Origin of the sequence: Paraburkholderia sp. CI3, from assembly GCF_050436505.1 — a bacterium.
Taxonomy (GTDB): domain Bacteria; phylum Pseudomonadota; class Gammaproteobacteria; order Burkholderiales; family Burkholderiaceae; genus Paraburkholderia; species Paraburkholderia tuberum.
The window spans coordinates 834417-847272 of the sequence record NZ_JBNDMI010000003.1 but is presented as its reverse complement, the minus strand read 5'-3'; the positions used below and the strand labels follow the sequence as shown (position 1 = coordinate 847272).

Annotated in this window: 11 protein-coding genes and 4 pseudogenes; 9 read left to right on the top strand and 6 right to left on the bottom strand. The window is 60.8% G+C overall.

From position 1 onward, the window contains the following. Together OKW29_RS12640 and OKW29_RS12635 are read right to left on the bottom strand one after the other, a co-directional pair. The gene (locus OKW29_RS12640; RefSeq protein ID WP_429291282.1) at positions 1 to 1455 is read right to left on the bottom strand and encodes an aldehyde dehydrogenase family protein; all 1455 of its coding nucleotides are present in this window, start codon (positions 1453 to 1455) and stop codon (positions 1 to 3) included. Positions 1456 to 1699: 244 nt separating this feature from the next. After that, positions 1700 to 2338, bottom strand: a complete 639-nt coding sequence (locus OKW29_RS12635) for a glutathione S-transferase (RefSeq protein WP_429292500.1) — start codon at positions 2336 to 2338, stop codon at positions 1700 to 1702. 187 nt (positions 2339 to 2525) lie between these two features. Here OKW29_RS12635 and OKW29_RS12630 point away from each other — a divergent pair, with 187 nt between their 5' ends. From OKW29_RS12630 to OKW29_RS12610, 5 genes and pseudogenes are all read left to right on the top strand, one after another. Continuing rightward, entirely contained in the window at positions 2526 to 3101 is a 576-nt protein-coding gene (locus OKW29_RS12630; protein ID WP_429291281.1) for a TetR/AcrR family transcriptional regulator, read from the top strand. Continuing rightward, positions 3098 to 3274, top strand: a complete 177-nt coding sequence (locus OKW29_RS12625) for an SDR family oxidoreductase (RefSeq protein WP_429292499.1) — start codon at positions 3098 to 3100, stop codon at positions 3272 to 3274. Before OKW29_RS12630 ends, OKW29_RS12625 begins: the two co-directional genes overlap by 4 nt. A gap of 36 nt (positions 3275 to 3310) precedes the next feature. Continuing rightward, positions 3311 to 3826, top strand: a complete 516-nt coding sequence (locus OKW29_RS12620; protein WP_429291280.1) for a DUF2867 domain-containing protein — start codon at positions 3311 to 3313, stop codon at positions 3824 to 3826. A 311-nt stretch (positions 3827 to 4137) separates the two neighbouring features. Beyond that, entirely contained in the window at positions 4138 to 5013 is an 876-nt protein-coding gene (locus OKW29_RS12615; RefSeq protein ID WP_429291279.1) for a site-specific integrase, read from the top strand. Positions 5014 to 5034: 21 nt separating this feature from the next. Continuing rightward, positions 5035 to 6165, top strand: a pseudogene (locus OKW29_RS12610) (IS91 family transposase); the annotation flags it as partial. Between the two features lie 104 nt (positions 6166 to 6269). Here the strand turns inward: OKW29_RS12610 and OKW29_RS12605 are convergent. Continuing rightward, positions 6270 to 7106 carry an MFS transporter gene (locus tag OKW29_RS12605; protein WP_429291278.1) on the bottom strand — a complete coding sequence of 279 codons (837 nt, stop codon included), beginning with the start codon at positions 7104 to 7106 and terminating at the stop codon, positions 6270 to 6272. Beyond that, positions 7103 to 7957, bottom strand: a complete 855-nt coding sequence (locus OKW29_RS12600; RefSeq protein WP_429291277.1) for a class I SAM-dependent methyltransferase — start codon at positions 7955 to 7957, stop codon at positions 7103 to 7105. The genes OKW29_RS12605 and OKW29_RS12600 overlap by 4 nt, the downstream gene beginning before the upstream one ends. A 132-nt stretch (positions 7958 to 8089) precedes the next feature. Here OKW29_RS12600 and OKW29_RS12595 point away from each other — a divergent pair. The 4 genes and pseudogenes from OKW29_RS12595 to OKW29_RS12580 form a co-directional block, all read left to right on the top strand. Then, positions 8090 to 9001 (top strand): annotated as a pseudogene (locus OKW29_RS12595) (LysR family transcriptional regulator); the annotation flags it as partial. 218 nt (positions 9002 to 9219) lie between these two features. Further along, on the top strand, positions 9220 to 9420 hold the full coding sequence (locus OKW29_RS12590; protein ID WP_429291276.1) for a hypothetical protein: 201 nt from the start codon (positions 9220 to 9222) through the stop codon (positions 9418 to 9420). 42 nt (positions 9421 to 9462) lie between these two features. Then, positions 9463 to 10110, top strand: coding sequence for an NADPH-dependent F420 reductase (locus OKW29_RS12585; RefSeq protein WP_429291275.1), 648 nt, complete (start codon positions 9463 to 9465; stop codon positions 10108 to 10110). A gap of 9 nt (positions 10111 to 10119) precedes the next feature. Next, entirely contained in the window at positions 10120 to 10530 is a 411-nt protein-coding gene (locus tag OKW29_RS12580) for an ester cyclase (protein WP_429291274.1), read from the top strand. A 440-nt stretch (positions 10531 to 10970) separates the two neighbouring features. Here the strand turns inward: OKW29_RS12580 and OKW29_RS12575 are convergent. Beyond that, positions 10971 to 11669, bottom strand: a pseudogene (locus tag OKW29_RS12575) (transposase); the annotation flags it as partial. 252 nt (positions 11670 to 11921) lie between these two features. After that, positions 11922 to 12629, bottom strand: a pseudogene (locus OKW29_RS12570) (transposase); the annotation flags it as partial. Between the last annotated feature and the right edge of the window lie 227 nt (positions 12630 to 12856).

Sequence of the window (12856 nt, the reverse complement as noted above, 5' to 3'; positions counted from 1 at the left end):
TTACTTCCGGATCAACACAGTTTTCGGATTGGTGAAGAACAGCCGGCCTTCAAAGCCATGCTCGGTGCCGAGACCGGACTGCTTGTGGCCCCCGAACGGAATATCGACGCCCTGGGTGTGGATTTCATTCACCCATACCATGCCCGTCTCCAGGCGTTTCGCGACAGCAACCGCTGCCTTCGTGTCGCGACCCCACACCGACCCGCCCAATCCAAATGGGCTGTCGTTCGCACGCGCGATCACATCTTCCACATCGTCATAAGCGATTATTGGAACAATGGGACCGAACTGCTCTTCCCGCACGATCCTGGAGTTTTCGGGCGGGTTGTCGACCACGGTGACGGGGATGAAGTAGCCCGGCATGCTCTCATCGACGTCGCCACCAAGAACGATCTTTTGGCCATTAGCCTTGATGTCGTCGAGCAAGGCTTTTATCTTCTCGAATTGCATCTTGTTCTGGACGGGCCCTACCGTGACCTCATGATCGAGCCCGTTGCCTAGCTTTTGCTGCCGTGCGTAACTGATGAACGCTTGGACGAAGTCCTTGTGGAACGAGCGATGGACATAGAGCCGTTTGATGCCGACGCACCATTGCCCCGAGTTTCCAACGGCTCCCCAGAACAACTGCGGGATGATGGACCTGTAGTCCGCGTCGGGAAGTACGATCGCAGCGTCGTTGCCGCCCAATTCAAGGGTCACACGCTTGACGGTACCGGCGGCTGCACGGAGAACATGCTTGCCGGTTTCCGTCGAACCGGTGAAGCTTATCTTGGCGATGTCGGGATGATTGGTCAGTTGCGGACCGAGCTCGTTGCCGCCCGAGACGATGGAAAGCACGCCAGGCGGCAGGACAGATTGGGCGATTTGCCCAAAGCGCAGCGTGGAGAGCGGCGTGAATGGCGAAGGCTTGATCACCATAGTGTTGCCGGTGATCAGCGCCGGCGCCACTTTCCAGAGCGCGAGCAGTACCGGGAAATTCGATGGCGTGATTGCGCCGATCACGCCGAGCGGCGTGTGGTGCAGTTCGACGAAATGTTCGTCGGTTTCCTCGACGATTTCGACCAGGATGCGGCGCTCGGCGATCTGGCGGATCCACGAGATCGACTGGTCAACCTCCAGCTCGGCCATGGTCTTCAGCGGCTTGCCCTGTTCCTGTGTGAGCAGGCGTGCCAGCTCGTCCCGGTGCGATTCGAGTGCTTCGGCATAGGCGTTCAGGTGCTGCTGACGACCATCGTAGCCGAGCGCCGACCAGCCTTTGAACGCAGCTTTGGCTGCAGCAATGGCCGCGTCGAGGTGCTCGGCGGTCGCCGCTGGTGCTTTGGCTAGCACTTTGCCGGTGGCCGGATTGATGACATCGAAGGTGTCTCTCGACTCGACGAGCTCGCCGGCGATACTGAGATAGTACGGACCGTCGAAAACACTGACGCGTTGAGCTGCTTGAGGTGATGCAGACATGAATGACTCTCCGGTGGGAATATGCCGTTGATTTCTGCGGTCTGGAACGAGCCGCCCGGAAGGTAGGCACGGCAACGCATTACGTGATGCCGCAACGACTGACTGATCCGCTGCGCGACCTTGGCGTCGTAGCCATCCGGTCGCGACTGAGTTCACCAGTCGTCCAACTCATGCGTACCGGTCGCTCCAGTTTTGCAACCAAAGATTGGTCCCTCATCAATGAAGGCAGACGACAGCTGCGATTTCAGGCAAATGCCGGCTGGCTCTTGACGCTCGGGCGTTCGCGCACTCTCGCGTACCAGGCGAGAAGGGCTTCGCACTCTGCGGGCACCGGCAACTTCACGATCGACGCAAAGACCAGGCCGCCAATGACGGTGATGTCGGCCATCGAGAACGCATCCCCAGCGACAAAAGGCTGCTTTTTCAGGACGTCATTGAAGTACTGCATGCCCCTGAGGGCTTTGTCGCGCTGACGAAATCCCCATTCGGGGTTCTGATAAAGCTCGACTTCGGGCCCGAGCCCAGGCGTGGCGTGGTGGAAATAGACACTGATGGCGTCGAGCAATTCCAGCTCGGCGCGCTTGCTCATCATGTGGATCACGCCCTTGTCGAGCGGTGTTTTGCCCGTTAGCGTGGGTGCGCCATCGAGCGTATCGAGGTATTCGGTGATGGCGGTGCATTCGGCGATGCAGGTTCCGTCATTGAGTTTGAGGACCGGCAGTGTACCCGAGTAGTTTTTCCTTGAGATGAACTCGGGCCTTTTGTGCTCTCCCCTGTAAAGATCGACCATCACGAACTCGACGCGCGATTGCAGATTCTTTTCGGCCAAGGCGATACGCACGCGTGTCGGATAAGGTCCCTTGGGGAAATCGTAAATCGTCATGATGGGGAGTTTGGTTACTTCGGAATGAATGATGCTTGATGTCATGTTTACCTCTCCAAGTGGCTGTTACTCGGGATCGGAGGATATGGGAAGTATCTCCATCAACCTACCTAACGTTTGTTAGGTATAAAATAGAGGGTATAATTCGCTGTGTCAACAGTCATCCCAGTTTGCGGAGGCGGTCGTAGTGAAGAACGATTCGGGCTTGAACTCCAGGGAACGAATCCTGGTGGCTGCTACAGAGATTGCGCAAGCGCACGGCTACAGCGGCCTGAATTTTCGTGATCTTGCTGAGGCTGTCGGCATCAAGGCCGCGAGCATCTACCATCACTTCGCAAGCAAGTCCGATCTCGGAGCAGCGGTGGCGAGGCGTTATTGGGAGGACTCGGCAGCCACGCTGGATGCACTTTGGGCCGAATCCGCGAATCCGATCGACTGTCTGCGCCGCTATCCGGATACATTTCGCAAGGCACTGGAGCGTGGTAATCGCATATGCCTCTGCAGCTTCATGGCCGCCGAATCTGATGACTTGTCGGAGGCGGTGACGAAAGAGGTCCAAGCCTTTGCTGATGTGAATGTTGCATGGCTGAGCAAGGTGCTATCCGCCGCGGCCATTGCCCGCGCCGAGGAGCGCGAGGGGCGTGCTCGCGCCATCTTCGCAGCCGTCGCTGGCGCTCAACTCATCGCCAGGAGTCGCGCGGATATCTCTGTCTATGATGGGTTAATTGAAAGCTATCGTATTGCTGGTCTTTTGCCGGCATAGCAGCAGAAAAAAAGTCGGTACGACGCCTCCTGGCCTTCGAGGTGCAGGTGCCGGTGGGCCGGATGGGCGAAGCGAGCGATATCGCCACAGCGGCGCTATTTCTGGCGACTGACGTTTCGCGGTACATGTTGGGCGCGGAGTCGGTGGTCGACGGCGGCATCTCGCTGCTCTAATGTCTCGGCCCAGGACCCTCGCATTGGTGATCGCACATGTATTGCTATCCGAAGATCGAACAGTCCGATTTGCCGCCGGCCTCGCAGCTGAGATGGTCGTACGGCCTGGCTGATTTCGCGGACGCGTTCTCGGTGCACCTGCCAGAAAGAGCCTGCCACGACGCAGAGGCTCTCGCACGACACGTCTTTGCCAGGCAGCCGGCATGGATTGGCATGCTGCTGAGATTCCGGGATATTCTCGTGCGGCCGTTCGGCTTGAAGACAGCAGTTGACCTCAAGGAGAAAGGAGGCGACAGGATAAGCCTATTTCACGTATTCGAACGATATGACGACGAGATCGTTCTCGGCGAGGATGACACGCATCTGGATTTCCGCGTGTCGGTCCTCGTGCAGCCGTCATCTCACGGTCGATCCCGCCTCATAGTGACGACGCTCGTCTTCTACAATCGTCCGCTGGGGCGAGCCTATATTACGCTCATCGCACCTTTCCATCGGGTTGTCGTACGAGCCTCGCTTCATCGAGCGCAGCGGCTAGGATGGCCCAATGCATAACGGCGATTCACCGAGCCGTCTGCGCGGCTCAGCCAGAGAGCAGGCGGTGGCACCGCCTGCCGTCGCCGTTGATATCAACTGCTTGAATTCCGAGGTATCGAAGGGCGGCACCAACGGCCGAAACGAGATGCGTAGCCGACGTTTGAGCGACCGACTAATACCGTGGGCAACTGACGCCTCTTGGCCGACGGACTAAACCGCTCGCGCGGTAGGGGCCAGGGTCTGACGCTGGAGGTCAGGGAGAGGCCGGTCACTCGGCTTTATGTTGGCGAATGAGGCAATCCGCCTCGTTCTTCAACAGGAGCCGAATCATGACCTCCTTACCAGCAAACGCCAGCCGATTGCGCCAGCGCATGAGCGACGACATGCGCATGCGCCAGCTTGCCCCCAGGACGCAGGACATCTATCTGCACATCGTGCGTGAGTTCGCCCGGTTTCTCGGGCGCTCACCTGACACGGCCACCGTCGAGGACCTGCGGCGCTACCAGCTCTATCTGGTCGACCACGGCACATCGGCCGTATCGCTGAACCATGCGATCACCGGCCTGAAGTTCTTCTTCACAGTCACGCTCGACCGGCCCGAGCTGATGGTCAGGATGCAACCCGTGCGCGTGCCCCGCGTATTACCCGTCGTGCTCAGCCCCGATGAAGTGCGGCGGCTCATCGAGGCCGCCGGCAACCTGAAGCACCAGACTGCGCTGTCGGTCGCGTACGGCGCGGGGCTACGCGCCAGCGAAGTGGTAGCGCTGAAGGTCACCGACGTCGACAGCGAACGCATGACACTGCGTATCGAGCAGGGGAAGGGCCGCCGTGACCGCTACGCCATGCTCTCGCCGGTGCTGCTCGAGCGTCTGCGTGTGTGGTGGCGCGTGGCCCGTGCGCAGGGCAGGATGCTCGATGGCGGGTGGCTGTTTCCCGGGCTCGATCCGCTCGATCCGTTAAGCACGCGACAGTTGAACCGTGCCATTCATGCCGCCGCCGAGGCTGCGAACATCGACAAGCGCGTGTCCATGCACACGCTGCGGCATAGCTTTGCGACACACCTCCTTGAACAGAAGGTGGACATCCGCGTGATCCAGGTGCTGCTCGGCCATGCGAAGCTTGAGAACACCGCGCTCTACGTCCAGGTGGCCACCGACCTGCTGCACGAGGTCACCAGTGCGCTGGACCGCCTGCCTGCCGGGTAGGCCCGCGCGCTGTAACGCCTCATGCTGGAGGTTGCGGACATCTTCCGCAGCCACGGGCCAGCGTGGCGAACCACGACACACCTGAGCCTGGGGCAGCTGAAGGTCATGTCGGCCATCGAACGGTGCCGCACGGCGACACTGGGCGGACATGTGCTGCGCTGTTCAGGCTGCGCAAGCAGAGAGGTGTCCTTCAACTCGTGCCGTGACCGGCATTGCCCGAAGTGCCAGGCCAGCGCCGCACACCGCTGGCTGGAGGCACGCCAGGCCGATCTGCTACCCGTCGAATACTTCCACGTCGTCTTCACGCTGCCCGCGCCCATCAGTGCGATCGCCTGGTACAACAAACGGATCATCTACGGCCTGCTGCTCGACATCGCCGCTGACACGCTGCGTACCATCGCCGCGGATCCCAGGCTCCTCGGCGCCCGGATCGGCGCCACGCTCGTACTGCACACCTGGGGCTCGGCGCTCACGCATCACCCGCATGTGCACGGCATCGTGCCCGGTGGCGGGCTGTCGCCTGACGGTGAGCGCTGGATCGCCTGCCGGCCCGGCTTCTTCCTGCCGGTGCGCGTGCTCTCACGCCTGTTCCGCCGGCGCTTCCTCGACGCACTCGAAGTGACCCACCAGCATGGCCAGTTGCAGTTCTTCGGCGAGTACACCGGGCTCGCTGACCCCGCCACCTTTGCCCGGTGGCTTGCGCCGCTACGTACCTGCGAATGGGTGGTCTACGCCAAGCGCCCGTTCGCCGGACCAAAGGCGGTGCTCGAGTACCTCTCACGCTACACGCACCGCGTTGCCATCTCCAACCAGCGCCTCGTCGCCTTCGATGAGCGTGGCGTGACGTTCCGCTGGAAGGATTACCGGGCGAAGGGACGCACCCGCTACAAGACCATGACGCTGGAGGCTGGCGAATTCATACGCCGCTTCCTGCTCCATGTGCTACCCGGCGGCTTCCATCGGATCCGTCATTACGGACTGCTCGCCAACCCGGTGCGCCGTACCAGTCTCGCGAAGGTGCGCGATCTGCTGCACGTCGCACCCGGAATCAGCCCGTCACCGGACGAGGCCATCGTCGCAACCCGCCCCGTCTTCATCTGCCGGCACTGCGGCGCACCGATGATCGTCGTCGATATTCTCGCGCGCGGACAAACTAGAGTAAGGGCTCACTCGCGTCTACAGGCCGACCTTGATCGTGCGGAATGGAGTGCCTTTCGCAGACGGGGCAGGATCCTCGATAAGGAGCAGGAACGAGATCAGCCGGCGGATCGTCGGAACAGTTGGCGCAGCGACAGCGCGTGCAGCAGGATCGAGCTTGGCACCACGAATGCCGGGGTCAACACATCCGGATAAGCGCCGGCACCGATGCTTGGCACATTCGGAACGATTAGCTGGAACGGACCCGGCGAAGTGATCACCCCCATAGTGACTGCAATTGCGAAATCCGCGAGGCCGAAGATGTTCCAGATGATTGCCGCTTTCCGACCCTCGGCCGTGCCGGTCGCAACGGCGATTGCCGCCGGTACGGCGAACACGCCCGTCAGCACATCGCCGATTCCCGCCGGCAAAGCGAACACGCTGGGCATCTCCCCACGCAGCGAGGCAGCGAGCGCCCAACTGCCGAATACGCGATAGAGCTGAATGGCAACGAGCCAGGTTACCGGCATCGCATCGAGCACCTGACCCGCCCGCCTCGACAACAGCAACAGTGGCGCACCGATCAGCACCGGTAGAAAGATCGCCAACGGCAGCAACGGCACTGGTGACGGCGACGTGCTGGTGCGGAAGACGCCATTGATGGCCGCGCTCCAGGCGACAGCGAACCAAAGTGTGTATGGAATCGTGACCGCAAGCCAGGTCGTGCGGCGTTGGCCCGGCGTCAGGTCGGTGCTTTCGAGGCCGAGCCATAAACCGACCGCGATAACTGCGTGGGCCGTCAGCTGGTGTGCGGTGGTCGGAACGCCGCTAGCCGGGATTATCGGCAGCCAGTAGATGAAGCCAGTCCACAGGACCGTCAGCGGTGCGATCCAAAGCAGGCCGCGCCAAGCGGGACGCGGTTGGACGGTACCAACAGGAACAGGGGCGGTGATCATGAGCGGTTCTCCATGTGATTCCGGGGCTTCGTGGAGGCGGCCTCGAATACCGCAGTGAGAATGCCGAGTCGGCCTTCCATGAGATTGCGTCCCAAGTTGGTGAAAAGCTGCGCGAAGTCTGGCCCCAGCACCACACTGAGATTTGGCGAGGGCGGAGGCCCGGATGCACGCCGTTCGGTGATCCAGGACTTTGCGGCCTCGCTGTCGTCTTGCCATACCAGCGTGCGGAAACCTGCTTTTTCGATTGCTTCGTGTGTTGCATCGGCCGTCAGGAGAAAGCTTGTGGCCGGGGTTCGCGCCCACGGAACCGGATAGTGCAGTTTGCTGCCGTTTGCGACGACGTCGAACGTCGCAAATTTGCCGCCCGGCTTCAGGACGCGCCGGATCTCTCGGTAAAGCCGCGCGCGATCGGCGATGTTCATCGCCACATGCTGCAGCAACACGACATCAAAACGGCTGTCTTCGAAGGGAAGTTCCAGCGCGCTGGCGGTGCGAAACGACACCTGTTCGCTCTGCCCAGTGCGCTGGGTGAGATAGCGCGCGGCATCCACGAACGGTTCGCTGAGGTCAATACCCGTAACCCTGCAGCCACGGGTTGAAGCCAGAAGACGGGCCGGCCCGCCGATGCCCGAACCGACGTCCAGCACCGATGTGTCGGCGGTGATCCCGGCCAATTGGGCAAGCTCGGCAGTGGCAGCGAGCCCACGGGTGTGAAACTGGTCGAGGGCGTCCAGTTGCTGCGGTGTGAGCAGCTGATCCTCCCGTCCAAGGACTGCGAGTGCGGCTTTCAGCCGCTCGGTCAGGCCGGTCGCGCGATAGTGATCGCGCACGCCATCAAGCACATCGTTCATTGCGAGGTTCCTCCACGGTCTCAAGCGGATTGTTCCGGGCTCGCGCGTCGGGATCTGCGCGACGCCTCATCTGCAGGCGTAGGTGTACCATGGCATCTCGCGAGCGACTATTCATCACAATGTTGATGGGCTATGAAGCAGAACTTCACAGTCAGGCAGGGCGCGCTCGATGGCGTGGAGGCGTTCCTCAGCGTTGCCCGGCATCGCAGTTTTCGGCGGGCGGCCGCCGAACTCGGCGTGACGCCGTCGGCCGTCAGCCAGGCAGTGCGCGTACTTGAAGCGCGCATTGGCGCAGCGCTTTTCATACGCACCACGCGCAGTGTGGGTCTGACAGAAGCGGGCGAACGGTTTCGTTCGCGTGCAAAGCCTGCCTTCGAAGAGCTTGTCGCCGCCAGTGAGGTTGCGCGCGGACTCGGCCAGCGGCCCGCCGGATTGTTGCGTCTTTCAGTGCCGCGCGCGGCGGTGCCGATTCTGCTGGAACCCCTGATTGCATCGTTCTGCAAGGCTTATCCCGAGGTCGAAGTGGAGATCGACGCAAGCGGGAAGCTGATCGATCTCGCAGCGGAAGGATTCGACGCCGGCATGCGGCTAGGTCAGTTCGTCGCCGCCGACATGGTCGCGATACCGCTGACGCCTCCGTTTCGTTTCGTCATCATCGGCAGTCCTGCCTACTTCTCAGACCGCAGCCGTCCCGAACGCATCGACGATCTGCGCGAACATGCATGTTTGCGATGGCGGCGCTCCAACGGTGCGCTCGCGCCGTGGTCATTCAACGACAACGGCCGCGCGATCGAGTTCGCCGTGTCGGGCCCGCTCATCGCCCATGATTTTCCTACCATGCTGGGTGCGGCAATCGAAGGTGTAGGCCTTGCCCAGCTACCTGAACCGATGGCCGCCGAACGGCTGAGAGCGGGAAAACTGGTGCAAGTGCTGGAGCCGTTCGCGCCGGTGATACCGGGTGTGTTTCTCTACTCTCCAAGCCGTCGGCAGATCATGCCGAAGCTGCGTGCGTTCATCGATCACGTAAAGAACTACTCCGCGGGCCGTGGCAAAGCGCGGGCGCATCATGACTCTGGAAATGCAGGTACTGAAGCCCGACATGAGCGGCTTGCTCGTCGGGACAACCATCTCGGGCGCCGAAGAGATCGCCAGGCTCGCGCCATGGGCGAAGTTGGTCAAGGCCATCCCGCCTTTTGCGGAGCTGATGCATTCGCCCAGCATGCTGATAGGTGGCAACCGCGCGGGCGTGTTCGTGTGCGGCGATGACAGCGATGCGCGGGACGTGGTCGCAACACTTCGACGCCGAGCCGGTCGATGCGGGACCGCTCGCCCTTGCGCGCTACGCGGAACCGGCGGCCATGCTGCTGGTGCAACTGGCTTACGCACACGGGTTCGGCATCAGGATCGGGCTGTCGTTACTCCACGAGAAAGCGGCGAGCGTGCCTCATGACCCGCGTGCCTGAGTATTGACGTAGGGCTGGCTATGACCAACCGAGGAGGATGAGATGAACGTAGGCGTATTGGGATCAGGTGATGTCGGCCGAGCACTGGGCGCCGGCTTCGTCAAGCATGGCCACGACACGATGCTGGGCACCCGAGATCCGCACAAGAAGGAGATACAGGACTGGGTCCGCAATACAACCGGAGCCAGGGCCGGGACGTTCGACGAAGCCGCTCGGTTTGGCGAGATCGTCGTGCTAGCCGTGCTCGGCCGCATCGCTGAGAGCGTGATCGAGCTTGCGGGGCCGGAGAATCTCGCCGGCAAGACCGTCATCGATGCAACCAACCCGCTCGCCGACGAGTCGCCGGTCAACGGGGTCCTGAAATATACGACGGGACCGAACGAGTCGCTCGGCGAGAGGATTCAGGCGAAGGTTCACCTCGCCCACGTGGTCAAGGCTTTCAACAGCGTCGGCAACGCGCTCATGGTGAATCCCCATTTTTCTCAAGGCACGCCGACCATGTTTTTGTGCGGCAACAGCGACGATGCGAAGGCCCGGGTTGGCGCAATCGCCCGGCAGTTCGGATGGGAGCCCTACGACTGCGGAAGCATCGTATCGGCACGCGCGATCGAGCCGCTATGCATGCTGTGGTGCCTGCCGGGATTCCTCAGGAACGACTGGCAGCATGCGTTCAAGATGCTGACGAACTAAGGAGAAGCGATGGAGCCGCTTCAAGTACCGCTGAAGGGTGATCCCGGTCTGACGCTGGAAGAGATGAAGCGATTCGTGGCCGATCACTTCGAAGATTTCGTCAACCGGAAGAAACCGGAAGTCGCATCGGCGAACTTCAGCGCGGATTTCCTCGACCACGACGAACCGTCGGGTCCTCAGGTCGGCCCCGAAGCCGCGATGGCCATGATGAAGGCGGCTTATCAAAAGTGGCCGGACTTGCACGTCACGATCGAAGACATGATTTCCGAAGGTGACAAGGTAATGGTCAGAAACACGTGGCGCGCCACCGACGTTATCTCCGGGAAAAAGATCGAGTTTCACGGCTTTGTCCTGTGGCGGTTTGCGAACCGGAAAATTGTCGAACGATGGGCCACGTTGACGACACCGCGTGAGGCTTGATTCGAGAACGGAGGACCACGAGCATGAGCGCCCGTTACATCCGCATCGGTGACCAGGGTGTCGGGGCGAGTTCGATCCGGGCGCGGACTGCATACAGGGTCAGCCCGCGCGTAGACGGCAGGCGTCTCCGCTCTACTCAGAACCATAACGTTGAGGAGGCTGTTTTCTGAACACGTGATCGACCGGAATCCGTTGGAAGTGCCCCTTCAGCGTTTCCGGAAGCGGCGGCCCCGTCACGGTGCCGGTCGGCCTCGGCCTCCAATCCGCGACCGCGGGCGGACAAACTGTAAGTCCCCCGCCGCTGCGAACGGCAGATGGTCGGTGGATACTGTTGAAAAAGTCTTGTTTTGGATCAGGGCGTTGGAGTTGGCACGACGTTATCGAGTTGTGACGATCGGCGAAGCGGTGAACTTGGGCGAGGCAACGATCCTCATTTCTCGTCATGCAACTGCCTGGTTCATCTGCTTGCATCCTGACATGAACCGCTTGGCCATTCTTCGCAGGTTTTGCGCAGTCGCTGCCATCAGGAACTCATCATGAGCACCGCTTGGACCTCGCAGTCGCAAACGGTCCAGTTTCAGGATGCGTTTGAGATGGGTAAAGAGCATTTCCACCTTCTTGCGCTCACGGCAAGATCGCTTGTATTCAGGCGTCTTCGCAATACGCCTCGTTTCGTCGCGCGCAGCTTCATGGATGCTGCGGGCGATCTTGCGCAAAGGTGTATTCGGACAGCAGCGGTCCTTCATCGAACAGCTCTCGCAGTCGAGCTGGCTTGCCCGATAGATGATCGTGTCAGCCTTCGTGACGCGTGAGCGCGGATTCCTGAATTTGCGCCGATCACTGCGCAGTGCATGTCCGGTGGGACAGCGATATTCATTGGCCAGTTCATCCCAGTAGAACTCGCTGCTGGACAATGTATTGTCCTTGCGCGTCGTCTTATCCCAGACCGGAACATGTGGTGCAATTTCCTTCTCTTCGATCATCCAGGCAAGCATCGCTGCCGAGCCATACGCGGTGTCGCCTGCAAGACGTCGAGGTTTGAGATCATGCCGCCGCTCAACGCGGTCAATCATCGTCCTGGTTGATTCCACTTCGTGCGAACGGTTCGCGGGCGTCGCCTCGACGTCAACGATGATCCCTGCCTGCAGGTGTAAACGGCGGTCGAAATCCGACACTAAATGGCGGCGCGTGTTTTTTGAGCACGCTTGTTGCTTGGCGTTGTTTGACGAAAAGTCCCGTAGCGGGGTCAAGGGCAAGCGGAGCTTGGCGAAGCGGACCCTTGACGTCGCGAAGGGGCGATATGCTGAGACATGGGAGCGGCGACGTCCGCTCCCATGCAAGCGGATTTACGCCGCCGTTTAGTGTCGGATTTGCGCCGCCGACAACAGCAGGTCAATCAGATAATTGGTCGAGTAGGCGAAGAACGGCAAGCCACCCTTGGCGGCTGTCCAGCTCGCGGTGGGATCCGTCAGAGATATCCTCTTTGGAGAGGTCGATGTCTCCGCCATCTCCGCCGCTTCGGTGCCCGCTGGATTCGCTTCTTCCAATGCTTCCAGATATTCGCGCACTGCACGGCTTTGTCCCTTGACGCAACCACAGTCGATGGGCCCAGAACCCGGAACACCGCGTGCAGAGCTCGCGTCGGCTCTGATGATGCTTGCGTCAATCGCGAATCCTTCACCCTTTACGAGCCCTTCGGACATGCACCGACCCAGCACCGACTCGAACACATGGCGTAGTACACCGCTATCGCGGAAACGACCGTGGCGGTTCTTGGAGAATGTCGAGTGTTCGGGTACGGCGTCCTCTAGGCCCAGGCGACAGAACCATGGATACGCCAAGTTCAGATGCACCTCTTCGCATAGCCTGCGCTCGGACCGGATGCCAAAACAGTAGCCGACGATCAATATGCGGATCATGAGCTCCGGATCAATCGACGGCCGACCCATCGGACTGTAGAACGGCGCGAGATGCTGGCGTAGATCGCGCAGATTAAGGAAGTGATCGATGCCTCTCAACAGGTGTTCGCGAGGGACGTGATTACCGATGTTAAACGAGTAGAAGAGTTTGTCCTGTCCGCTGCCAAGTCGCCCCATCATGACGAATCACTCCCGTCGATCGATGTCTTCCAGGATACCGAACATTCCGAACCACGGGCGACTTTTTCAACACAATCCGGTGGTGAACGGACACTCACGAACCGGGCGCGAACGGCCGGTTGTGGCCCCCTCTGCCCGTCGCGGCCGACGACAGGCGTCCCCGCTTCTGCCGATTGTCTGAGATCCACGACTAGCCGTTTCTCTGCGCGATGGACACTGTTGCAAAT